Genomic DNA, 22875 nt, shown 5'->3' with positions numbered 1-22875 from the left:
TTCGCTTTTTGTCCAAAGTCCAAAATGAAAATATTGATTCTTAAGTCTTGACTTTCGACTATTATTGTGTTGCTGTTTGATGTCGTAGCGTTTCTCTCACAGTAAATTCATAATGTTTATTTTCTCAGATCAACGGCATCATCTGAAGAATAAAGAATTGGGAGAGTGGGAGAGTGGGGGAGTAGGGGAGCAGGAGAGTGAGAGAGTGAGGGAGTGAGGAGACAAGGGGACAAGGGGACAAGGAGATAAACAAAACTTCTAACTCCTAACTCAGTACTGGCTCAACGCCCCGCTATCCATGTACAGCACTCAGCACTCAGCACTCCCAATGCCCAAAATAAATAAATCGGTGGCTTTTATGCGACAAATAAGAAATTTATCTCTTTCGTTCTTGTACGGGCACAGTATTGTTCCTTACCGTTTGGGGTTAAGTTTTTTCCTGATCGCAGGACTTTGTAGTTGTGGTAACTTGACATCGCCTGGTTTGCGTGGTGCTGGCTTAAAAATTGGTACAAATGTCACTCCAATTGGAGAAATTAAACCAAAACAAGACAATCAGGCTATAGTTTACATCCAAGGTCAGGTAGAAAAGCAAGCTCCCCTGATCAAACAATGGGCTTATAAAATTAAGGACTCAACGGGCAAAATTTGGGTTGTCACCAATCAAAAAAATCTGGGTGAAGGTTCAGAAGTTGTAATTAAGGGTAAAGTTCGCTACCGAAGTATTCCCTTAGCTGGCAAAGAATTGGGGGAAGTTTATTTAGAAGAAGAATAATTAAAAATAAAGATATGAACAATCAACAGGTGCACGTAGCGATCGCAATTCTCTACCAGAAAAACAAGTTTCTCATGCAACTGCGTGACAACATCCCCGGTATTCTCTACCCTGGTTATTGGGCGCTGTTCGGCGGTCACATCGAACCTGGTGAAACGCCAGATGTAGCGGTAAAACGAGAAATTTTAGAAGAAATCGGCTACGATCTACCACCTTTTATTGAATTTGGCTGTTATCCCAACGAAAGAGTTGTCCGTCATGTCTTTCATGCACCACTCTTAGTGGAATTAAATCAACTGGTTCTAAATGAAGGCTGGGATATGGCGTTATTTACGCCAGAAGATATTCGCCAAGGTAACTGTTATTCACAAAATGCTGGCGAAGTGCGACCTTTAGGGACAATGCATCAGAAAATTATGTTGGATTTTATTGAGAAAAATCCAACATAATTTGGGGATAAGTCATAAGTCATAAGTCATTTGTCATTGGGAGTGCTGAGTGCTGTACATGGATAGCGGGGCGTTGAGCCAGTGCTGAGTTAAGAGTTAGGAGTTTTGTTTATCTCCTTGTCCCCTTGTCCCCTTGTCTCCTCACTCCCTCACTCCCTCACTCCCTCACTCCCTCACTCCCTCACTCCCTCACTCCCTCACTCTCTCACTCTCTCACTCCCCTGCTTCCCTGCTCCCCTGGTTACTGAGCGTAGTAGAAGTATGCTCCCCTGCTCCCCTACTCCCCACATCCCTAGAAGCCAAAATAAAGTTAGAACTCTTATGAGGTGATCGCTAATGCAATCAGCAAACAAACTGCCGCGATGGTTAACTATAGGATTGGCATTTCCCATTGCTATTCTCAACGGCTGGCTATTGCTCCAAGTTATACAGTATTTTCAACCCTTAGTTAGCGTTATCGCCGCCGCCATCCTACTAGCTTTTGTCTTGAACTATCCAATCCAGTTTCTCCAAGAACAAGGAGTGAAACCCAACTTAGCGATCGGGGGAGTGTTGCTTTTGACTCTGGTGATTTTAGTAGGTTTAGGCATCACCTTGGTTCCCTTGATTATTCAACAACTCGTTGAACTGGCTAATATTTTGCCCAGTTGGATTGATTCTGGTACTCAGCAGCTGCAAGCTTTTCAAGATTGGGCGTTAAGTCAACAGCAACTTCCGATTAATTTAAGTGGTTTATTCACGCAAGTTCTGGAACGATTATCTAACCAACTTCAGTCCTTCACTGGTAGAATTCTTGGTTTTGCTGTCGATACCATTGGTATTGTCCTCAATGTGCTGCTAGCGGTAGTACTGACTATATACTTAATATTGAATGGTGAACGTCTTTGGGACGGAATTTTTCAGTGGTTTCCCCCTAATATTGGGCCAAGAGTACGGGAATTACTGCGAGAAGATTTCCACAATTACTTTATCGGTCAAGCAACATTGGGAGCTGTGTTAGGGGTGACAATTACTCTGGTGTTTTTGGCGCTGCAAGTTCCCCTTGCTTTACTTTTTGGTATTGGTATTGGTTTATTTTCACTCTTCCCCTTTGGTACGGGGGTAGGTATCGCCATAGTAAGTTTGTTGGTAGCGCTGCAAAATTTTTGGTTAGGGGTGGAAGTCTTAGGTGTAGCTGTTGCGATCGATCAAATTAATTCTAATATTATTGCACCTCGAATTCTCAGCAATTTGACTGGCTTAAATCCTGTGTGGGTGGTGATTTCTTTATTGCTGGGCGCAAAGTTGGGAGGAGTACTGGGTTTGTTAATTGCGATCCCTATTGCCAGCTTTATCAAAGATACAACAGATAGCTGGCAAGCTGGAGAGTTTAATAAGATAGAGGATATAGAGTCCGAACCTGTTACGGTAATAACTGATAGAGCTGGAACTTATAGTTAAAATCCAATCATTCAGATGAACTTAAAAATCGGCGATTTTGTCTATAAATAAAGTGCAAAATCATAATTTATAATGCAAAAAAATAAGAAGCTATTAATTTGTGCATCAAAAGTTTTCCAGCAAGCAAAATAATCGTAAAAAACTTGAGTGTAAGTGTAGTCTGCACTTGTCTACGAGACACTACGCAAAGGACAAAGCTCTGTTACCACAGCAGGCATCGCCATTTACATACATTTACTTATAAAAGGAAATCTGGTAGCGCATTAATCAACGATCAACCCCGACAAAAGCATCATAAAATTCTTTATTTTTCAGGTGAAAACGGAATACAACACTTGCAGAAAATGACTGTGAGGCACTACGCTGGGAAACCTAAGCAGTCAGTATTTTTAAAAAATGAAAAGTTGTTTAAAGCTTACCTTTGACAATGGGAAAACAGCACTAGCGACTCAAGTTGAGCAACCAAAAGAATTGGCTTATGCTCTTGAGGAAATAGGGCTTGGCGGTTCGCGTCCTGTTTTAGTAATAGTGGGGGGTGCAAGTAACATCAGTGAAGCTGATTTTCTTCGTATTCAACGGTTGTTTGTGGAAGTTTTAGCCCCTATGGCCGAAACGTTGGGGGCTTATGTCGTCGATGGGGGTACGGATGTAGGAATTATGCGAATGATGGGTGCGGCTCGTACTCAAATAGGTGCTAAGTTTGCTTTAGTTGGTGTGACACCTGAAGGCAAAGTGGCTTTACCTAATCATTCGGAAACTGTTGCTGATTTAACACCGTTAGAGCCAAACCATACTCATTTTGTACTAGTTCCTGGAAAAAATTGGGGCGATGAGTCTCCTTGGATATCTGGCGTTGCGACTATGCTGGCCAATGATGCACCTTCAATGACAATACTCTTGAACGGTGGTGAAATTACCTTTAAGGATGCCTTTTTTAGCGTTAATAGCGACAGGATAGTTCTTGTGATTGCTGGTAGTGGTAGAACCGCAGATATACTTGCAGATGCTTTGCGTGGAAAAGCTACTGATGAACGAGCTAAAAAGCTGGCTAAATCTGGTACATTACAATACATCGACTTAATCGACATAGAGAAAGGAGTTGATAATTTAGGCAAAGTAATTAAGGGGTTACTTTCTAATTAGGAGTAAAAAATGGCTAAAAAAAATAGTTATCATGAATTTTTAAAAGAAGATTTTAACAAGTTATTTGCAGGTATTAACTTAGGTGATGTGCAAAAACATTTTTTGCGATCGCGCTGGTTAGAGCAAGTACTATGGATGGAAAGGAAGGCGAATACATCGCGCGATCGCCATTATTTTTTACGGGTAACAACTATTATTGGTGGTGTCGTTCTCCCGGCATTAGTAAGTCTAAATATTAACACTAATTTCAAACCTAACAATCGGGATAGGGATATCCTTATGTGGTTAACTTTTGGTTTGAGCCAAATAGTTGCTATTAGTGCTGCCATTGAAGAGTTTTTTCACTATGGGGAACGCTGGCGACACTATCGCCGAACAGTTGAGTCTTTGAAAACCCAAGGGTGGCAATTCTCGCAGTTGACAGGCCCTTATCGGATTTATCCAAGTCATCAACAAGCATTTAATCTATTTGCAAGTCATGTAGAAGATATTATTCAGCGAGATGTGGAAATATATGCTACTCAAGTTGTACAAGAAAAGAAAGAAGAAAAACCTAATCAGGAAGACGATATCCTTCTGCAAAATACAAAGATAACCAATTTAGAAGAGAATAAAGACGAAGAATAAAATTAATTCAATAAACTCTTCTCTGTTAGATAAAAATATAATAATAGCTATAAATAAAGTTCAGTATAGTAATCGGGATAATGAAGTTTTGATTATTGATGGACTTTATCTAAATTGCAATAAATTAACGTAATTTAAACGAATAAAAAGCTAAAAAGTATAAATTGAGAATTAGGTCAAGATAGCGGAAGAACTGTCGGGAATGAAAAAAGAGATAAAAAAGCTGAGTATTAACACTAGATATGCTTTCTAAGGGATTAAAAGCTGCTATTGTTATTGCTAGAACTTCGCTTGGCACGTTTTTGCTGGTACATTAACTCATCTGCCTGGAATATGAGTTTTTCCAATGAAACATCTTCGTTGATAACGCACTCTTGAACTCCAATACTCATTGATAGATGATAATTTCTACTTGAATTCTGATTAAATAAATCAATGTTAGTTTGTAGGCGAACACTAATTGCATTCGTATGATGTGAACATTTAGGAATGAATACAACAAACTCATCACCCCCCCATCGGGCAACGATGTCAGAATCTCGATAGGTTTGACTTAGTAAGTCTGCGGCGTCTACTATTACACGATCTCCAACTTCATGTCCAAACGTATCATTGATTTGCTTTAATCCATCTATATCTATAAATAAGAGACAACAGGGCTTGTGTAGCTGATTAGCTAATTTTAATTGCTGATCTGCAAATAGAAAAAAGCCTCGTCGATTGTACGTTCCGGTTAATTCATCTGTTAGAGATAAGCGCCTAACTTCTGCCTCAACTTTTTGATGTCCTTCTATTTCTTTTTCTAATGCAGCAGTTCGATTATGGACTCTTTGTTCTAATTCATGATAAATCTGCACGTTTTCCATTGCGACAGCCGTTGTGTCTGCCAATGCCTGTAATAGCTTTACTTTTTCTACCGTTGGCTGATGTAACGTTGCCCAATATATTCCAATTGCACCGATGGGGTTACACGTTCGGATCGGCACCATTGCCAAGCTTTTTACAAAAGTCGGTTGGTAAGCTGCAAATGGAATCCGTTGATCTCCATAAATATCGCTAATCACAACGGATTGGCGGTTTTGCATTGTATACCCACTAATGCAAATACTCATCGGGAAGCGTTGCCCTTTCCATAAAGGAGCGATCGCATCTTCATCTGCGTAATAACATTGATCTCCATCTCGTAGCACAAAACTAGCCCCATCTGCCCCAGTCAACTCACGCGCAGACTTTCGTACAATCTCCATAATTTGCTCTAGCGTTCGTGCTAGTGACAATGCTTGAACAACCTCAATTAAATGCTCTATCCCTTGAACATAAGACATTTCAACTTTGACATCATTAGAATCAGAAATGATGACAGGTGAAGCAGAGCTTTGAAAATTCATGTGCTTACACCAATAAAAAATGATCGAAAATTAGTTGAGACTGCGATCGGATCGCGATGTCTTTATTCTCAAAAACAAGGTAAACGCATCTTATTTGTATAATGCTTACTCGGCAAAAGGCTTAAGCATTATTTCTTTTTGGGACTAAATTTTTAACCCTTGCTGGGCATGGATTACAGAATCCCTTTACCCTAATTTTAAAAAATTTTCCATTTTATTCTATTAGAGATATTACGGATTTTTTAACTATCTATCTAAAGAAAGATTGCAAAACTATCTTGATATGTTAATTTAATATTATTTTTGCGAATAAAATAGAAAGGTTATTATCAGGTATAGATGGACACTAGGATATCTTGATTGATTTGACACAGAAATTCTGCAACATAAATCAAGACGCTTGGGTTAGCGCTAAAAACTTTAAGTTGTGTAGGTTGGGTTGAGGAACGACGAAACCCAACATTTTCATAGCTTTGTTAGGTTGCGCTTTGCTTCATCCAACCTACAATTTTTTACAAAGCCAAGCGTATTGCGACATAGATGATTTCTATGCCATCTAATACCATTTCACGAAAAGCCTGATACAAATAATGCCTGCAAAATAAAATTCCAGCCAGCAATAGATTTAATTTTAGCAGTTAATTTATCTAACTGTTTCCATACAGCTTCTCGTAACTCATCTAACGTCTGAAAACATTCCCATTTCAAAGCTTTTTTAATTTCTTTCCATAATCTTTCAATTGGATTGACATAGGAGTGTATACGGAGGCTGAAACAAGAGAATTATATTTTCTGGAACTCGGAGATAATTACTGAAGTGAAATGCCCCGTTATCTACTTGAATAATATGTATTTCATTTGCATATGATGCTGCGAACTTTTCTAAAAACATTGCAAAACACATTGTATCTCAATGTGTAAATTCCAAGACAAAGTTCTCTCCTGTTAATGGTTCTACGACTCCGTATATATAAAAGTTATCTCTTTTCCATTGTGTGAAGCCAACTGGTTTTACTCCCGTTAGTGTGATTAATCTTCCCGTTAAGGTTTGAAGACCGAATCTACTTTCATCCCCACACCAATAACGTACTTTACGTTGTTCTATCGGTGATATTAAGTACTTCTTTATTAGCTCAAGCCATGATGGGAGTTTTTTTTAAAGTCTTCTTCTACACCAGGGTTTTGTTTGACACTACGTGGGCGAGGTGCTTTTAATTTCGCTTTCAGCTTGTAGCGCACAACTTCATGCACAACTTTGTAAGAGGCTTCTATACCTTCGGAGGCTAAAAGCCATCTACGCACTTCCTCATAGCTTTGAAATCCAAGTGAGTCTTTTAGTTCTTCTTTTAGCCGCGATCGCACCTCAAGGGAAATGGTTTTTGGTCGTCCTGGACTTTTACGAAGTTCAAGCAGGGTGCTTAATCCACCAACTCTTTCGAGTTTTAACCACCTCTGCACCGTCATACGCCCTCTACCTAACACTACTGCTAAGTGCTGTACTGTTTCTACCTGTCGCGTTTTGAGTAAATACAATGCCTGTATTCGTTCTTTCCCATATCCAGTTTTTTGCTGTCTCAACAACTCTTGTAGTTCACCCTGTGTTTCTTTTATCTCTAGTTTAATAACCCTACACATTGTTTTTTTTGAGTGCTACACCTGCAATTATATGTATCACACTTTTAGTGAAACGGTATAAAAACTAATGTGGCAGAAAACGCTCCAACTGCCGTTTTTTTGAGTTCATCAAACTCAGATTAAATTAATCTTCTAAAATTTGGATTTCATCAAGTTGATTAATCACCACATCTGCACCTCGGACGTTATCTGAATTACCTACCCAAGTGATACCAATACAACCTGCGGCTTTAGCATTACGCGCCATTTGCATATCCCCAACTGAATCACCTACTATCAAGGTAGCGGTCGGTTCAACTCCCAAAGCTTGGCAAGCTTGCAAAAATAGCACTGGATCTGGTTTACTTGGCCCTTCATCTACGCCCATTTCTAACTGGATATAATCGCTTAACTGGTGATTGGCTACAAAATTGCGTACTTCTTCAGTTGTCGCAGCCGAGAGAATGCCAAGTTTTAGACCACCCTCCCGCAGATATTTCAAAATTTCTAGGCTACCTACAAACAGTGGTGAAGGAGTTTCTCCAATGTATTTTTCCGCTTCATCCAAAGCTTGACGGGCTATTTTTAAGCACTCAAACCATCCTCTTCCTGTTTCGGCAATATATGCCGCAGCCGCAACTTCTGTTTCACGGCGGCTTGCTACTGATATTAAACCTGCGGGATCTAGAAAATTGCCATTGATGCCAAATGCCATTAATAGGGGTTCCCCAGTTCCAGGAATTTGAGCATCTATTAATCTTGCTGCTTTTTGTGCTAGCGATCGCAAATACGTTTCTGAATCTTCTAGAGTACCGTTTTTGTCAAACAAAATTGCCTGGATATTATCAAAAGTGATATTTTTACATTGAATGGTTGCCATAATATTTAACTTCTAACTACTTTCAATTTTTCTACAGACGCGATTAATCGCGTCTCTCCAAACTTATTCTCGATTCTCGACATAAAAAAAGAGGGTTTTTCCCTCTTTATAAAATGATTTGATACTCTTACTTAAAAACAAGTAAAACTATAAAAAATCTATTACTCTTCAATAGCTGCTGGAATTTCCTCTTCAATTTCCGTCGCTGCTGGAATTGCTGTTTCAAATGCCGCAACTACTGGAATATCTTCGTCAAGTTCTGTTGCTGGTGGAATATCTTCGTCTGCAAGAACTTCCCCCGGTGTAGCCGCAGCAGTAGCACCTTGCTGCTTGGCTAATAGCTGTTCGCGATACTTAGCAGCCATTTCTTCTGCCTTATCATAAACCAAATCTCGGTTTTTAATCATGTCACCGGGTTCGGGTTCTAGCTGCTTGGTAGATAGGGAAATGCGACCCCTTTCTGCATCCAAATCAATGATCATAACTTTTACTTCATCATTGACATTGAACACGCTATGAGGTGTATCAATATGTTCGTGAGAAATCTCAGAAATATGCAGTAGACCACTGACGCCGCCAATGTCGATGAAAGCACCGTAGGGCTTGATCCCACGAACAGTACCAATTACTACTTCGCCGACTTCTAGGCGGTTCATCTTGCGCTCAACCAACGCCCGACGGTGAGATAGAACGAGGCGGTTACGTTCTTCGTCCACCTCTAGGAATTTCAACGGCAGATCCTCGCCGACCAATTCTTCTTTAGGTTTGCGGGTACTGATGTGAGAACCTGGGATAAAGCCACGTAATCCCTCAATTCGTACCAATGCTCCACCGCGATTGGTTGCAAATACGCCAGAACGGACAGTCGCATCTTCTGCTTGTAACTGCCGCACGCGTTCCCAAGCCCGCATATATTCAATACGGCGAATGGAAAGGGTTAATTGACCATCTTCGTTTTCATCGGTAAGGATGAAAAATTCGCGCGTTTCGTTTGACTGTAATACTTCTTCCGGGCTATCCACCCGGTTAATAGACATTTCTTGTATAGGTATATATGCTGCGGTTTTAGCACCAATGTCAATCAGAGCGCCGCGCGGCTCTATACTGAAAACTGTTCCTGGGACAACATCACCAGGGCTAAAATGATAATCGTATTTGTCAAGTAGAGCAGCGAAATCTTCGTGAGTGAATCCAATTTCTGTAGCGGTTAAATTCTGATTGACCATGCTGATTTGTTCCTGGTTCTAGTCTCCGTAAAGGTGGTGCGACAATTGCGATGCGTTATGCAAGCAGTACTATGGCAGCTTACACAAAACATCCTTTTTCATCCTAGCGCAGAAAAGCTAGCATTAACACATATCTACTCCCAAGATTGGAAATTATATCACAATATTTGGTCATTGGTCACTTGTACTGAGCGTCTTGCCCTGAGCGAAGTCGAAGGGAGCCGAAGTATTGGTCATTTGTTATTGGTTAGTAGTGAGAAGCAACATAAAGGACAAAGGACAAATGACAAATGACAAACACAATAATATCCGTTGCCACCATACTTAGTAGCAACGGATATTAAGATTAAATCCGCTTAAAAGTCTGTGGATAGGATCTACTTATCTTTTGGTTTCTCAAAGCGAGGGGGTTCGCGAAATGCGATCGCAAAGAAGAGAGTACCTATACACAGAGTAAAAATCAAGATGTACGCAACGCTTTCCATATTACGATTTCCTCTTTATCCAGCCAGTTGTTAAAGTTTTTAATGCTGAGTCAATTGAGTGCTGAGTCAGAGCCTTAACTCGGAACTCAGCACTTCTTTACTCAGCACTGAAATTAAAGGGCTTCTTTCCGGCGGGTTGACTTGTCACCCACTTTTTGGAATAGACCCCACTCAACTTGCTCTTCAAGATCGGCGTCAACACCAGCAAATACGTCTCGGTAGATTGTCCGAGCGCCATGCCAAAGATGACCAAAGAAGAACAACAGAGCAAATACAGCGTGTCCAAAGGTAAACCAACCTCTAGGACTGGTGCGGAATACACCATCAGAGTTCAAGGTTTCCCGGTCAAATTCAAAGATTTCACCACCTTGAGCTTTACGGGCATACTTCTTCACATCAGCTGGTTCTGTAAAGGTCTGACCATTCAGATTGCCACCGTAGAAACTAACGGTGACACCAGATTGCTCGAAGCTATACTTAGATTCTGCCCGACGGAAGGGAATGTCAGCGCGGACAATTCCATCGGCATCAGTCAAAACCACTGGGAAGGTTTCAAAGAAGTTGGGGAGACGACGCACGGTCAATTCTCGTCCTTCGGAATCTTTGAATACGGCGTGACCTTGCCAAGATTGAGCAATGCCATCACCTTTCACCATTGGCCCTGTACGGAATAGACCGCCTTTGGCGGGGCTATTACCGACATAATCATAGAAAGCCAATTTTTCAGGAATCTGCGACCAAGCTTGCTCAAGGGTTGCACCTTGGCTAACGTTTGTTTGGACGCGGCGCTGAATTTCTTGACGGAAGTAGTTTTGATCCCATTGATAGCGGGTAGGGCCAAACAATTCAATGGGAGTGGCGGCGTTACCGTACCACATAGTACCTGCAACCACGAAAGCAGCAAAGAAGACTGCTGCAATACTGCTAGAAAGTACTGTTTCAATGTTCCCCATCCGTAGGGCTTTGTAGAGCCGTTCGGGGGGTCTAACTGTCAGGTGGAATAAGCCTGCAATAATACCAACAACACCAGCGGCAATGTGGTGAGCCGCAATGCCACCAGGGTTATAGGGGTTAAAACCATCTGGGCCCCATTCTGGTGCTACTGCCTGGGCGGTGCCAGTTAGACCATAAGCATCAGAAACCCATATCCCCGGCCCAAATAGTCCGGTGACGTGAAAAGCACCAAATCCAAAACAAAGGAGACCAGATAAGAACAGGTGAATGCCAAACATTTTTGGCAAGTCGAGAGCGGGTTCACCAGTGCGGGGATCTCTAAAAAGTTCCAAATCCCAGTAAACCCAGTGCCATACGGCGGCTAAAAATAGCAAACCGGAAAGAACAATGTGAGCGGCAGCAACGCCTTCAAATGACCAGAAGCCAGGATCGGTTGATGGCCCGCCAGTAACGTTCCAACCACCCCAAGATTGAGTAACACCCAAACGTGCCATGAACGGCAAGACGAACATTCCTTGACGCCACATTGGGTTGAGAATTGGATCGCTAGGGTCAAAAACAGCTAGTTCGTAGAGTGCCATCGAACCAGCCCAGCCTGCTACTAAGGCTGTGTGCATTAAATGTACAGAAATCAGTCGCCCTGGATCATTCAGAACGACTGTATGTACTCGGTACCAGGGTAGTCCCATCGACTACGCTCCTCCTCGATGAGTTAGTTTACAAAGCAATTTTCTTACTGAGGTTATGAAAGACGAAAATCGCCACTCATAAAACTCTCTCTTGTTTTTTGTTATTGCCACCAGAGTATCACCACAGCTTAGTCTTAATAAGTCAGACAGCGTGGGTGCTTTGGCAATGCTTACTCGCTTCGGGAGGTTTACCTATGTTAGGGTAGCCATCGCCAAGCAAAAATGAGAATGTTTTAAAAAGTGTAACTATTGATGGAATTGTTTGCAAGCGTGTAAATTGATGCGATCGCGTAGCATGTCCAAGTTTTTTCGCTACTAATACCCGTCGAGGATGAAATTTGCTTATCTTTTCTTTACGATGAGAGGGGCATTGGGAATTGGGAATTGGGAATTGGGCATAAAAGGCTTCAAGAAGAGGGAGCAGGGGAGGCAGGGAGTGAGGAAGTTAGGAGACAAGGGGACAAGGGGACAAGGAGATAAACAAAACTCCTAACTCCTAACTCAGCACTCCCAATGCCCCATGCCCCATACCCACTATCTACTGAACCACCAAGTGGATATTTTGCAGTTGACACTTCGCCTCGGCTGTACCCAGGCGTTCGATTACCTGTTCGGCGCTCATCAGACGCTTGAGTACTACTTGACCGATGGTCTGACTACCAATTACTGGTGTTGTTGGCTTCACTTCCACGGTTAAAACGGCTTCTTCAACTCGATAAAGCCAGAGTAATTCATTTTCTTCGACTAAACAAATATTCATTCGCTGAATATCTGGTTGGCGTCGCCATGCGGTTATTTGCCAGAGTCCATCAGATGCCCAGACTCTTGCAACTGCCCATCCCTCAGATAGAAAGAAATACTTCACGGTCTTAGTCTCACTATTTCGACTTTCAATCTGCTGTTAACAATATCGCGATCGCTTTAGTCGCTGATGTTCAAACACACTTCTTTTTGAGAATACAGCCGATCTTGACGAGAAAACCCTTTGTCGGTGTCTATTCCCAAGTAGCAACAAGTAAAATCTCAACGTACACTACTTGGGTTAAGTGTCAAAGCTTAACAAATACCCATTTTTTTAGTAAATATGAATTTACGACAAATTTAACCAACTGTTAAAAAATTTAATTACATAAAAACTTTTCAATACTTAACAAATCTTAAATATTAAATTTTATATTTTATTAATGATTTTTTGTAACCAAATAGTGCACAGGCGTATCCCAATACTGCTCGGTTAACCATTTTTAACTCGGCATAGGGTTTGGGGAAAAGGTTAATGGGTAAAGGTTAAAGGTTTTTTCTTTCCCCTTTTCCCCAAAACCCGACAAGTATTGAGGCGTATCCCGTCGTAGGGATCGCAGTAACAAACTTGATTATGAAGTTGAGTATCTGCCACAAGTTTTTGATTTAGATAGCTACGGAGCGTTCCATCGCAACAAGAACCACTATAAATTGTGAAGATTCAGCATAAGAGTCACAAATGTAGTAAAATTGCTGACCGCTGAGATCAAATATATTATTGCTATGACCTGGTTTTCCTTGTTCGTGAAACGATGGGGTCGGATTACACAATTCCTATCTTTGTTCTGTCTATGTTTATTTTTAGTTGTTAGTTGTGCTCCTCGTCCGCAGTCAACTACGCCGCCATCTGGTTCTGTAAATACTCCTACAGGTGATGGTCGGATTACTATCGGTACAACAGCCAAGCCAAGAACCCTCGATCCGGCTGATGCTTATGAGTTAGCAGCTTTGGGTTTAGTGTTTAATATGAGCGATCGCCTCTATAATTACGAATCAGGAAGCACGGAAATTAAACCCCAACTAGCCACAGCATTACCCAAAGTTAGTCAAGACGGCTTAACTTATACCATTCCTTTACGTCAGGGGGTAGTTTTTCATGATGGGACTCCCTTCAACGCTCAAGCAATGGCCTTTACCATTCAGCGCTTTATTGAAAATAAAGGAAAACCCTCATTCTTACTAGCTGATATAGTAGATTCAATAAAACCGACAAGCGAATATGAGTTGACAATCAAGCTGAAAAAGCCCTTTGCAGCTTTTCCCTCACTGTTGGCGTTTCCTGGAGTGTGTGCCATTTCACCAAAAGCTTACGAAATCGGCGCTGGGAAATTCAAGCCAAATATTTTTGTGGGAACTGGCCCTTACAAATTAGGACAGTATGGTACTGATTCCATCCGATTTGATGCGTTTGATAAATATTGGGGGGAAAAACCAGTTAACAAGGGTGTTAATCTCCAAATTCAAACTAGTCCAGTTAATTTGTTTAATGCTTTCCGTACAGGTGCAGTCGATGTAGCTTATCTGTCGTTGCAACCAGATCAAAATCGAAGCTTGGAAGAAGGTGGTAAAAAAGGGGATTGGCAAGCGATCGCAGCTGAAGGTAGTGTAGTAAGTTATCTGGTATTAAACCGCAATCAAAAACCTTTAGATAAATTAGAGGTAAGACAAGCGATCGCCTCCTTAATTGACCGTCCACTTTTAAACGAGCGAGTATTATTTGGTCAAGCAGATCCGCTTTATAGCATGATTCCCGCAACATTTAAAGTTTCTGTGCCATTATTCAAAGATAAATATGGTGATGCTAACTTCGATCGAGCTAAAGAATTATTGACTACTGCTGGCTTCTCCAAAGAAAATCCTGCAAAAGTGCAAGTTTGGTATCCTTCTAGTTCACCTACTCGTAGTTTGGCAGCACAGACACTCAAATCTCTTGTGGATGTCAAAATGGATGGAATACTGCAATTTGAAGTTACCCAAGCGGAAGGGCCTGCCTTTTTTAAAGATATTGCCAAGGGTTTGTATCCGGCAGCTTTACTTGATTGGTATCCAGACTTTTTAGATCCAGATAATTACGTCCAGCCATTTTTATCTTGTGATAAAGGTTCAACTGCTAAAGGATGCGAAGATGGAGGCAGTCAAACTCAGGGTTCGTTCTACTATAACGAAACTATAAATAAACTGATTGATGGGCAACGCAAAGAACAAAACCCTGAAGCGCGTCAGAAAATCTTTAACGAAATTCAAACGCAAGTAACTACTGATGTACCTTACGTTCCCTTATGGCAAAACAAAGACTATGTATTTGCCCGGAATGGTGTTAATGGCGTAAAACTTAACCCTACCCAAATTTTGGTTTACCAGACACTTAAAAAGTAGTCATTAGTCATTAGTCATTGGTCATTGATCGGTAGTAATTATATCGGTTTGCAGTTGAGTCTAATACAGACCTAACCCGCAATTCTTTACCCCAGTTGCTACAACGGGGAGAAAATATGCCCCTACTAGCATTGAGGAGTAAGATTCAAAGCCTCTCTCCTTGTAGAAGAGAGGTTTGGAGAGAGGTCAAAACTGTACTGCACTCAAGCGAGAACTGCTACAGTCATTTGCAAATGACAAATACTTCGGCTCCCTTCTCTACGAGAGGCTGCGCCAACGACTTCGCTCAGGGCAAGACGCTCAGTACAAGTGACAAATGACAAATGACAAATGACAAATGACAAATAACAAATGACAAATAACTAAAATTATGTCTCGTTCTAAAGCTTTACAATATTACATTGTTTCTCGGTTGCTTCTTGCGCCACTTCAGCTATTAACAATTATCACCATTGTATTTCTCTTATTAAGAGCAACACCAGGAGATCCAGCAGATGCAATACTTGGTGGACGTGCGCCAGAAGCAGCTAAAGAAGAATTGCGAAAACAACTCGGTTTAAACCTTCCGCTGTGGTTACAGTACCTCAATTATTTGGGAAATTTGTTGCGCTTTGATTTGGGAAGTTCTTTGTTGAGTCGGGGAGAGAATGTTTGGGACATAATTGGTCAATATTTCCCGGCGACGGTGGAGTTAGCAGTATGTAGTATGGCGGTTGCACTCATCGTCGGAATTGCAGTTGGGACTCTTTCGGCTTCTCGTCCGGGGACATATTTCGATGTTGGTGGGCGCTTATTTGGGATCATCACCTACGCACTCCCCATGTTTTGGGCGGGAATGCTTTTGCAGTTGATTTTCTCAGTCCAACTGGGTTGGTTTCCTAATTCCAACCGCTTTCCGCCCAATCTTCCGGCTCCCACTCCTGTGACTGGATTGTATACAATTGATAGCTTACTCGGTGGAAACTTCACCCAGTTTTTGGCATCCTTGCACCATCTGGCTTTACCAAGTCTCACTTTGGGAATTTTGCTCAGTGGAATTTTTGAGCGAATTGTGCGAGTGAATTTAAAGCAAACCTTGCAAGCAGATTATGTAGAAGCGGCTAGAGCTAGAGGTATTGGTGAAAATAAGATTTTAGCTTCCCACGCTTTAAAGAATGCCCTAATTCCTGTAATTACAGTGTTGGGATTGACTTTTGCCTCTCTGTTGGGTGGAGCGATTTTGACAGAAGTAACATTTTCCTGGCCTGGGTTAGCTAATCGATTGTATCAAGCGATCGCCGATCGCGATTATCCCACAGTCCAGGGAGTACTCGTATTTTTTGGTGCGATCGTTGTTAGCGCCAGTATTTTAATTGATATTTTAAATGCTTATGTAGATCCACGAATTCGGTATTAAATTTCTTGAGAAATACCACTGGCTAAAATCCCCAGAATTTTATTCACATCTTTGAGATAATATTCGCTTAAATCAATGCTCAATGTTTGTGCTTCTAGTTTCAGGAATTGCCAAATACTGCCCGTTGTGACTGCGCCGTAAATTGTTTTAATCTCACTTGTAGCTTGATCATTAAATATTTGGGCTGCTACCATTTCTGCTGCACACTGACCCAAACCGCCAGTAATATTTTCTTTTTTAGCTTCTACAACTGTAATTACTGGTGCTGTCAAAATTAGAATTTCTGGAGATTTCGTAATAATAAAATCGCAAGTACCGTTTAATCCTTTGGCATTATCGACAGTGAAATCTACTCCAGAAAATAAACCAATTTGTTCTTGTAATTGTCGGCGTAAATCAACTAAAATTGGTGCAATAATCAACTCAGAACGTGCTTTTTCACTATTGCTACCTAAAGCAATATCGAAGTTATAATTGAGTGTTTCTACAAGTAAATTACTCGCTGTTAATTCAGTAACGGGAGCGAAAATATCGCGTTTTTCTAACGTGGTTAAACTAAACTCTTGTTTTGCTTTAGCTAAACTAAACTCGCTGTAAGCCATAAAACTATTACTCGCTTTCCCTTTCAAACAGAAGACTGAAATTACTGTCCAACATCCAAATTAAAGTAGAAACTACTGTCTATAATTCTGTTGCTGCCAACATATTTGACAATAGATATGCTAACTCGGTGCTGTCCTGGTTCAAGCTTCCAAGTTTTTTGGAAGTTACCAATATTATGACAATCAGCATTAATTGGGAAGTTACTAGGAGTGAAAAGTCCATTTTTATAACTCTCAACTCCATTTGGAAACAAATAAACTTTTACTTCTACTCGATTGACTGGAGCTTTAGATGGTATGCAATAGGTTAGATTTGATAATCTTAGAATATCTCCAGCTTTTAAAGATATGCGATCGCGATTTTTTACTTGCTGAGGTTCGTTACTATTAAACTGCACTGTAAGATTATCAATGCATACTTTAGCCACAGTAACTTTATCACACGTTGTAGAAGTGGCGGTGACAGAGAGTGACTCTAGAGAAGATTTGTTCCCAAGCCCCATTATGACAGGCACTCCGGCAGCTGCTATGGTGGCGGTGGCAGCGATAAGAGCAAGTGCAAGCTGTTGTCTAAAAGTTGTCATTTCTCAAACTCCTCAACTTTTGTTCTGTAACACCATCATCACTTGAGACACAGGCTCTATAGGTAGGCGCTAGTAGGAAGTTTGAGTGATTAAATTGTTGTAAGGGAAAGTAGGCAAATGTAGGTTTGTAGGGTAAAGTATTACACTATTGGCTGATTTTGACTTCGCTCTGCCAATTCAATTACGCCTAATGGACTCAAAACAAGCGTTAGCATTCATTAATGCGCTGTTTGCTAAAAAGAATAATCAAGTCTTAAATGAATTGGAAGAACAGCTTTTTTTAGGAATCTGGGAAGGTCAGATTTATTCAGATATTGCTACTCAGACTTTTCTCTCTGAGCAATATTTGAGAGATGCAGGTGCAAATTTATGCAAAAAGATTACAAAAAATTTAGGGATAAAAGTTAATAAGAAAAATTTTAAAAATCAAATTAAATATCATTATCAACAGCATTCAGAAACAACTTTACCTTCCCAACAATCAATTCTAGAACCAATTCATCTAGCACAAGGAGATGAATCACAGTCAGATAATCTATTACCGCGAAATCAAAATCCCTTCATTCCCCTTAATGCCAGAGTAGAAGAAAAGTATTTATTCTTTGACCGAGAGCGCGAAATCCGGCGAATATTTGAGGTGTTGAATAGCGGTAGTAGTGTTGTTTTAATTGGGGAAGAGGGAATCGGAAAATCCTCGCTGCTATGGATGATTTGCCAAGAAGCAGAAACTCGTCTAAACGTTAAACGTCAGCCAGTTTTCTTAGACTTGAATTTATTTCATAATGAAAGTCAATTTTATAGTGCTTTGTGCCACGAGATTGGTATACCCGAAAGTAAAGACTATCAGTTAACCCGCAATTTGCGAAATTATAAAATACTACTGGCTCTAGACAATGTAGGAAAACTAAAGAGAGAAGATTTTACTCGCCAAATAAGGGATTATTTGCGCGGTTTAGCTGAAGGAAGTAATGCTCCGTTGAAACTGATTTTAGCTGCCACTAAACCTCTCAACAACTTATTTAACGATAGTCAGGAGCAAGGTAAGACTTCTCCGTTGGCAGGTATTTGCCAAGAGGAACACATTCATCCTTGGGATGAAGCTACTATCCGTGCTTTTATTACCAACCGTTTGGCTAGAACTTCAGTGAGTTTTACTGAAGAAGAAATCATCCAACTCATCCAAGAAAGTGGCGGACATCCTCGCAAACTGATGCAATTGTGTTATCAAACTTATTCGCGGTATGTGGAGAGTTTGCAATGAAATATAGTGCTTTACATCTCCTTTGCAAAGGAAGGTAATTTAGAGAATTAGGTTTTTTTACAGGTAAAAAAGGAGACTGAATAATGACCCAATACCTCGCTGTACCCCCCTTAGACTTAGCACCTAAATTGAGGCGACCTCTGTCACTTTGGAATCCCTTGGATTATATGCGCCTATTGCACTGGGTATTTTTCTTTCCCCAAGCTTTACGATGGTATACACTTTGGTACACCCAAAACTTGCCGGAAAGATTTTTTATTCCTGAAAATCTGAATTGGAAGAATGCTTGGGGATTATTGCCTAATAAAATTATAGCCAAATTATTTTTACAGGGTTTAATATTAGCGATTATTCTAGCATTAGGTCAGGTCTTTATTTTACAAAAAATAGGTTTTACATTAAATTATTTATATGTATTAGGTGGCATTTTTTTAATATTTATTGGTTATTTTTTCTTTTTATATCTATTTTATCTGTCTAGTTATGAATCGAATAGAAATAATTATTATATAGAAATTTTAAAAAGCTGGATAAGTTGTGGGCTACCTTTATTTATCAATTTAAGTATTACTTTTAATCTATTTTATAGTATTAGTGCTTTGCCATCTAAAGAACAAGCGGCAGATATATTAACTAGTTTAATTTTCTCAGCATTACGATTTGTTTGGTTAAGTATATCTATTCAGACAGCTTTTGTAATTCTAATAGATGTAGCAAATATTGAATCATTTTTTATAATTAGCATATTTATATTTGTATTTATTATAACGAATTTTCTAGTCATTTTTCAAAATCTTCCCGTTGAGTTTGGATTAGTAAAATCTACACTATTTATTTTATTATCAGGTATTGCCTCCATATTAGTTGTATGTTTTATATTCTTACGTCCTGATGACTGGCTTTTAAGTTTATTTAGAAAAAAAAACTTATGTAACGATAATAGAGGGCAGCAATTTCCCCATGTAACTCCAATACCTTTTCCCTATCTATCTGAACAATTAAAAATTTGGTTACATCATAATTGGGAAGAAGGAGCAATAAATGCTAAAAAACTTTTTTCTTATACTTTTCAATTTATACCTATTATTAAAGCTCTTAATCAAGTTTTAGCTGAAACAGATTTAGACCAAGTAGTATATCGTGTAGCACAATTGGCCGAACCTCCTTACAATTGGGAATTGATTCGTTGTCTTTGTGGTTATCTATTTCCTTTATCGTATCGATTGGATACTCCTGTTGCTGCTACTGCTGCTGGATTTTGGTTTTTACATCAAAAAAATCTTCGCGAGTCAACAAAAGCTTTTGCTGTTGTAAGTTCTCTAAATCAAGGCTCAGAGATGTATATTCTTACTCAAACTTTGTTCAACTTTGATAGAGCTAAGAATTTAAATAATATTGCTACTCTTCAAATACCAAATTTTCCAATAGAACGTTTGTTACGCCCGGAGACTTGGAAGGCAATTGCTAGTTTGCGCCGAGTTGCAGAAGATATCAAAGTTATTAAGGATAGTTCGTCTCGTTCTGCCAGAGCCTTTGCCCTTAGCCGTGCTATTGGAGAACTTAAAAGTTTGCGAGACAAATATTATATTTTACCTGAACTTGAACGAGAGCTAATCAACAAAATAGCGATTAATTGGTCAGTAGCCCTAATGGATGTAGCTACTGAGGTAGGGCAAGTTCGCATCGATCATCGTGTGGCTAATCCCTACATAGTTGGCGATCCCGTTCAAGGAAACCTTTTCATTGGGCGAGAAGATGTTATCAAGCAACTACAAGAACTTTGGGTGCTGGGTTATCAACTTCAGTCTGTAGTTATCTACGGTCATAGGCGCATGGGTAAAACCTCTATCTTGCTTAATGCTACTAACCGTCTAGGGTCAGGAATCAAGCTAGCATATGTCAATTTACTGCGTTTGGGAGATAGCCCTCAAGGTGTTGGTGAAGTGTTAATGGCAATTAGTGATGAAATCTCTCAAGCTGTACAACTTGCACCTCCTGCTGATTGTGATTTGCTGAATCTTCCCTACCGAACTTTTGAACGGTATTTGAAACAAGCGGAATCAAATTTAGAAGGTGGACTAATTATTGCCTTAGACGAATTCGAGAAGATTGAAGAATTGATTGATGCTGGCAAAATACCTTCAGACTTTATGGGTTATCTGCGAGGGTTGGTGCAAATGAGTTGTAAAGTCGCTTTTGCCTTTGCTGGTTTGCACACTTTAGAGGAGATGACAGCAAATTACTTTCATCCATTCTTTGGAAGCTTAATTAATATCCATGTCAGCTTTCAAGAACGTGCAGCTACGCGCCAAATTCTAGCTAACCCAGGTAATGAAGACTTCCTCCTCGACTATATACCGGAAGCTTTAGATAAAATTTATGCTTTGACACACGGTCAACCATATTTAGTGCAACTGCTGGGTTTTCAGCTAGTGCGCCGCTACAATGACTTTGTTTTTGAGCAAGGGCGATCGCGTGACCCAGTTTTCACAGTAGAAGACGTGGAAGCAGTTCTCAATAACCCTGAGTTTTTTAAACGGGGACGCTACTACTTTGATGGGGTTTGGGGTCAGGCGGCGCGGGGTGCTGAGGGTCAACAAGCGATTGTACAAGTGCTTGCACCTCACCCAGAAGGGCTAAGTCTGGATGCCTTAGCTCAGTCTACAGGTCTGAATGACACCAATTTACAGGAAGCGCTGAATACTCTAAAGCGTCATGATGTAGTTGAGGAAACTCAGGGAAACTGGCAGATTATGGTAGAACTGTTTCGCCGTTGGGTTTTGCAGCAGTAGAGTAACGTGAGTTCGACGGTTATAAAAAGGTAAAAAGCTTGCGATGTATAGATTTGCAAAACAAGGTTATTCACGGCAGCGATCGCTAAGATTAATTGAGGATTAGCCAAAAAATCACAAAAAAATGCCGAGACTAAAAATATCTAAGAAAAATAAGGGTCTCGGCTATGTCCACCATTGTATCTCGCCTTGATATCACGCAAATCTTCTGGGATGTGGATGATTTCTGCAATCAGTGGCAAAGCTTATGGCAACAAGTACCACAGTTACCATCCACCAAAGGAGAACGTCGCAGTCAGTCCAGGATGCATTTATCGGAAGTGATGACAATAGTAATCGCGTTTCATGGCAGTGGTTATAAGACTTTTAAGGAATTTTATACGTTGCACGTACTACAAAGCTGGCGTGGAGTGTTTCCAAATTTGGTCAGTTACACAAGATTTGTGGAACTCATGCCTTGGTGTTTAATGTTGCTGTGTTGTTTTTTGCATACACGAACAGGAGAAATTACAGGGATTAGTTTTATCGATTCCACCCCAATAGATGTTTGTCACAACTGTCGAGCGCATTCTCACAAGGTATTTAAAGGGTTGGTGAAATGGGGCAAAAATTCTGTGGGCTGGCACTTTGGATTTAAACTGCATTTGATTATTAATGATTGTGGAGAATTACTCGCATTTTCACTAACTCCAGCAAATATCGATGACCGAAAACCAGTCCCAGATATGACTAAAGATTTAATTGGTAAACTCTTTGGTGACAGAGGTTACATCTCTCAAAAATTATTTGAGGAGTTATATGAACGAGGGTTGCAATTAATCACAAAATCTAAAAAGAAAATGAAAAATCGCTTGGTAAAACTGATTGATAAAATTCTATTACGCAAACGTGCTGTGATTGAGTCCGTCAATGACCATCTGAAAAATATATGTCAAATCGAACACTCTCGCCATCGTAGTCCATTTAATTTTTTGGTGAATTTGATGGCTGGTTTAGCTGCTTATACCTATTTGCCTAAAAAACCTTCAATTGATATTTACCCAAAAGATTTGCCTGCGCTACCTCCTGCCATTTTTTAGTTCCGTCGAACTCACGTTAGAGTACGAGCGATGCCTACGGCTGGCTACGCCTACGCAAAAGTTATTTCGGAGTTCGCAAAAGTTATTTCGGGGTTCGCAAAAGCTATTTCGGAGTTCGCAAAAGCTATTTCGGAGTTCGCAAAAGCTATTTCGGAGTTCGCAAAAGCTATTTCGGCGTTCGCAAAAGCTATTTCGGAGTACGTATTTGTTATTTTGAAGTACCCATTTGCTATTTCGGAGTACGCATTTGTTATTTCGGAGTACCCATTTGCTATAGCAACGGACAAGACTGTTAGGACGTAAACTGAGAAGGT

General features: G+C 40.3%; 20 protein-coding genes. 11 read left to right on the top strand and 9 right to left on the bottom strand.

Annotation, left to right across the window (positions count from 1 at the left end; translation table 11 throughout):
• Positions 1 to 328: 328 nt before the first annotated feature.
• The 5 genes from NSTC731_RS14365 (at position 329) to NSTC731_RS14345 (ending at position 4434) form a co-directional block, all read left to right on the top strand.
• Positions 329 to 775 carry a hypothetical protein gene (locus tag NSTC731_RS14365; RefSeq protein ID WP_445631396.1) on the top strand — a complete coding sequence of 149 codons (447 nt, stop codon included), beginning with the start codon at positions 329 to 331 and terminating at the stop codon, positions 773 to 775.
• Between the two features lie 14 nt (positions 776 to 789).
• The gene (locus tag NSTC731_RS14360) at positions 790 to 1224 is read left to right on the top strand and encodes an NUDIX hydrolase (protein ID WP_445631395.1); all 435 of its coding nucleotides are present in this window, start codon (positions 790 to 792) and stop codon (positions 1222 to 1224) included.
• A 336-nt stretch (positions 1225 to 1560) separates the two neighbouring features.
• A complete protein-coding gene (locus NSTC731_RS14355) occupies positions 1561 to 2664 on the top strand; it encodes an AI-2E family transporter (protein WP_445631394.1) in 1104 nt (367 codons plus the stop codon).
• A 396-nt stretch (positions 2665 to 3060) separates the two neighbouring features.
• A complete protein-coding gene (locus NSTC731_RS14350; RefSeq protein ID WP_445631393.1) occupies positions 3061 to 3807 on the top strand; it encodes a hypothetical protein in 747 nt (248 codons plus the stop codon).
• A 9-nt stretch (positions 3808 to 3816) separates the two neighbouring features.
• Positions 3817 to 4434: a DUF4231 domain-containing protein gene (locus NSTC731_RS14345; protein WP_445631392.1), complete on the top strand. Its 618-nt coding sequence runs from the start codon at positions 3817 to 3819 to the stop codon at positions 4432 to 4434.
• Between the two features lie 257 nt (positions 4435 to 4691).
• Here the strand turns inward: NSTC731_RS14345 and NSTC731_RS14340 are convergent, their stop codons facing one another.
• From NSTC731_RS14340 to NSTC731_RS14310, 7 genes are all read right to left on the bottom strand, one after another.
• Positions 4692 to 5822, bottom strand: coding sequence for a sensor domain-containing diguanylate cyclase (locus tag NSTC731_RS14340; RefSeq protein ID WP_445631391.1), 1131 nt, complete (start codon positions 5820 to 5822; stop codon positions 4692 to 4694).
• Between the two features lie 1128 nt (positions 5823 to 6950).
• Positions 6951 to 7457: a helix-turn-helix domain-containing protein gene (locus NSTC731_RS14335; protein ID WP_445631390.1), complete on the bottom strand. Its 507-nt coding sequence runs from the start codon at positions 7455 to 7457 to the stop codon at positions 6951 to 6953.
• Between the two features lie 124 nt (positions 7458 to 7581).
• Entirely contained in the window at positions 7582 to 8316 is a 735-nt protein-coding gene (locus tag NSTC731_RS14330) for an HAD family hydrolase (protein ID WP_445631389.1), read from the bottom strand.
• 161 nt (positions 8317 to 8477) lie between these two features.
• Positions 8478 to 9542 carry a 30S ribosomal protein S1 gene (locus NSTC731_RS14325; RefSeq protein ID WP_445631388.1) on the bottom strand — a complete coding sequence of 355 codons (1065 nt, stop codon included), beginning with the start codon at positions 9540 to 9542 and terminating at the stop codon, positions 8478 to 8480.
• A gap of 377 nt (positions 9543 to 9919) precedes the next feature.
• Positions 9920 to 10027, bottom strand: coding sequence for a photosystem II reaction center protein T (locus NSTC731_RS14320; RefSeq protein ID WP_084227385.1), 108 nt, complete (start codon positions 10025 to 10027; stop codon positions 9920 to 9922).
• A 113-nt stretch (positions 10028 to 10140) separates the two neighbouring features.
• Positions 10141 to 11670: a photosystem II chlorophyll-binding protein CP47 gene (psbB, locus tag NSTC731_RS14315; RefSeq protein WP_445631387.1), complete on the bottom strand. Its 1530-nt coding sequence runs from the start codon at positions 11668 to 11670 to the stop codon at positions 10141 to 10143.
• Between the two features lie 538 nt (positions 11671 to 12208).
• The gene (locus NSTC731_RS14310; protein WP_289795423.1) at positions 12209 to 12535 is read right to left on the bottom strand and encodes a hypothetical protein; all 327 of its coding nucleotides are present in this window, start codon (positions 12533 to 12535) and stop codon (positions 12209 to 12211) included.
• Between the two features lie 659 nt (positions 12536 to 13194).
• Between NSTC731_RS14310 and NSTC731_RS14305 the strand changes: the two genes are divergently transcribed.
• Both NSTC731_RS14305 and NSTC731_RS14300 read left to right on the top strand, forming a co-directional pair.
• Positions 13195 to 14847: an ABC transporter substrate-binding protein gene (locus NSTC731_RS14305; RefSeq protein ID WP_445631386.1), complete on the top strand. Its 1653-nt coding sequence runs from the start codon at positions 13195 to 13197 to the stop codon at positions 14845 to 14847.
• 370 nt (positions 14848 to 15217) lie between these two features.
• The gene (locus NSTC731_RS14300) at positions 15218 to 16243 is read left to right on the top strand and encodes an ABC transporter permease (protein WP_445631385.1); all 1026 of its coding nucleotides are present in this window, start codon (positions 15218 to 15220) and stop codon (positions 16241 to 16243) included.
• On the opposite strand, the gene NSTC731_RS14295 is transcribed toward NSTC731_RS14300, so the two are convergent.
• Both NSTC731_RS14295 and NSTC731_RS14290 read right to left on the bottom strand, forming a co-directional pair.
• The gene (locus NSTC731_RS14295) at positions 16240 to 16845 is read right to left on the bottom strand and encodes a hypothetical protein (RefSeq protein WP_445631384.1); all 606 of its coding nucleotides are present in this window, start codon (positions 16843 to 16845) and stop codon (positions 16240 to 16242) included. The two genes, NSTC731_RS14300 and NSTC731_RS14295, sit on opposite strands and share 4 nt — an antisense overlap.
• A gap of 41 nt (positions 16846 to 16886) precedes the next feature.
• The gene (locus tag NSTC731_RS14290) at positions 16887 to 17429 is read right to left on the bottom strand and encodes a hypothetical protein (RefSeq protein WP_445631383.1); all 543 of its coding nucleotides are present in this window, start codon (positions 17427 to 17429) and stop codon (positions 16887 to 16889) included.
• Positions 17430 to 17619: 190 nt separating this feature from the next.
• Between NSTC731_RS14290 and NSTC731_RS14285 the strand changes: the two genes are divergently transcribed.
• The 4 genes from NSTC731_RS14285 to NSTC731_RS14270 all read left to right on the top strand — a co-directional run bounded on the left by NSTC731_RS14285 (position 17620) and on the right by NSTC731_RS14270 (position 22864).
• On the top strand, positions 17620 to 18690 hold the full coding sequence (locus NSTC731_RS14285; RefSeq protein ID WP_445631382.1) for an AAA family ATPase: 1071 nt from the start codon (positions 17620 to 17622) through the stop codon (positions 18688 to 18690).
• 83 nt (positions 18691 to 18773) lie between these two features.
• Positions 18774 to 21482, top strand: a complete 2709-nt coding sequence (locus tag NSTC731_RS14280) for an ATP-binding protein (protein ID WP_445631381.1) — start codon at positions 18774 to 18776, stop codon at positions 21480 to 21482.
• A gap of 167 nt (positions 21483 to 21649) precedes the next feature.
• A complete protein-coding gene (locus NSTC731_RS14275) occupies positions 21650 to 22561 on the top strand; it encodes an IS982 family transposase (RefSeq protein WP_445628360.1) in 912 nt (303 codons plus the stop codon).
• Between the two features lie 30 nt (positions 22562 to 22591).
• Positions 22592 to 22864: a hypothetical protein gene (locus NSTC731_RS14270; protein ID WP_445631380.1), complete on the top strand. Its 273-nt coding sequence runs from the start codon at positions 22592 to 22594 to the stop codon at positions 22862 to 22864.
• The last annotated feature ends 11 nt before the right edge of the window (positions 22865 to 22875 follow it).

Source organism: Nostoc sp. DSM 114167, assembly GCF_052692655.1.
Note: the sequence above shows the minus strand (reverse complement) of the source record. Positions and strands in the feature narration are given on the sequence as shown.

What these genes read in the sequence shown, in the direction of transcription:
- NSTC731_RS14275 (WP_445628360.1), top strand. Translation starts at nt 21,650, where the DNA reads ATGTCCACCATTGTATCTCGCCTTGATATCACGCAAATCTTCTGGGAT.
- NSTC731_RS14280 (WP_445631381.1), top strand. Translation starts at nt 18,774, where the DNA reads ATGACCCAATACCTCGCTGTACCCCCCTTAGACTTAGCACCTAAATTG.
- NSTC731_RS14295 (WP_445631384.1), bottom strand. Translation starts at nt 16,845, where the DNA reads ATGGCTTACAGCGAGTTTAGTTTAGCTAAAGCAAAACAAGAGTTTAGT.
- psbB (WP_445631387.1), bottom strand. Translation starts at nt 11,670, where the DNA reads ATGGGACTACCCTGGTACCGAGTACATACAGTCGTTCTGAATGATCCA.
- NSTC731_RS14270 (WP_445631380.1), top strand. Translation starts at nt 22,592, where the DNA reads ATGCCTACGGCTGGCTACGCCTACGCAAAAGTTATTTCGGAGTTCGCA.
- NSTC731_RS14290 (WP_445631383.1), bottom strand. Translation starts at nt 17,429, where the DNA reads ATGACAACTTTTAGACAACAGCTTGCACTTGCTCTTATCGCTGCCACC.
- NSTC731_RS14345 (WP_445631392.1), top strand. Translation starts at nt 3,817, where the DNA reads ATGGCTAAAAAAAATAGTTATCATGAATTTTTAAAAGAAGATTTTAAC.
- NSTC731_RS14355 (WP_445631394.1), top strand. Translation starts at nt 1,561, where the DNA reads ATGCAATCAGCAAACAAACTGCCGCGATGGTTAACTATAGGATTGGCA.
- NSTC731_RS14350 (WP_445631393.1), top strand. Translation starts at nt 3,061, where the DNA reads ATGAAAAGTTGTTTAAAGCTTACCTTTGACAATGGGAAAACAGCACTA.
- NSTC731_RS14285 (WP_445631382.1), top strand. Translation starts at nt 17,620, where the DNA reads ATGGACTCAAAACAAGCGTTAGCATTCATTAATGCGCTGTTTGCTAAA.
- NSTC731_RS14360 (WP_445631395.1), top strand. Translation starts at nt 790, where the DNA reads ATGAACAATCAACAGGTGCACGTAGCGATCGCAATTCTCTACCAGAAA.
- NSTC731_RS14300 (WP_445631385.1), top strand. Translation starts at nt 15,218, where the DNA reads ATGTCTCGTTCTAAAGCTTTACAATATTACATTGTTTCTCGGTTGCTT.
- NSTC731_RS14330 (WP_445631389.1), bottom strand. Translation starts at nt 8,316, where the DNA reads ATGGCAACCATTCAATGTAAAAATATCACTTTTGATAATATCCAGGCA.
- NSTC731_RS14340 (WP_445631391.1), bottom strand. Translation starts at nt 5,822, where the DNA reads ATGAATTTTCAAAGCTCTGCTTCACCTGTCATCATTTCTGATTCTAAT.
- NSTC731_RS14335 (WP_445631390.1), bottom strand. Translation starts at nt 7,457, where the DNA reads ATGTGTAGGGTTATTAAACTAGAGATAAAAGAAACACAGGGTGAACTA.
- NSTC731_RS14325 (WP_445631388.1), bottom strand. Translation starts at nt 9,542, where the DNA reads ATGGTCAATCAGAATTTAACCGCTACAGAAATTGGATTCACTCACGAA.
- NSTC731_RS14320 (WP_084227385.1), bottom strand. Translation starts at nt 10,027, where the DNA reads ATGGAAAGCGTTGCGTACATCTTGATTTTTACTCTGTGTATAGGTACT.
- NSTC731_RS14305 (WP_445631386.1), top strand. Translation starts at nt 13,195, where the DNA reads ATGACCTGGTTTTCCTTGTTCGTGAAACGATGGGGTCGGATTACACAA.
- NSTC731_RS14365 (WP_445631396.1), top strand. Translation starts at nt 329, where the DNA reads ATGCCCAAAATAAATAAATCGGTGGCTTTTATGCGACAAATAAGAAAT.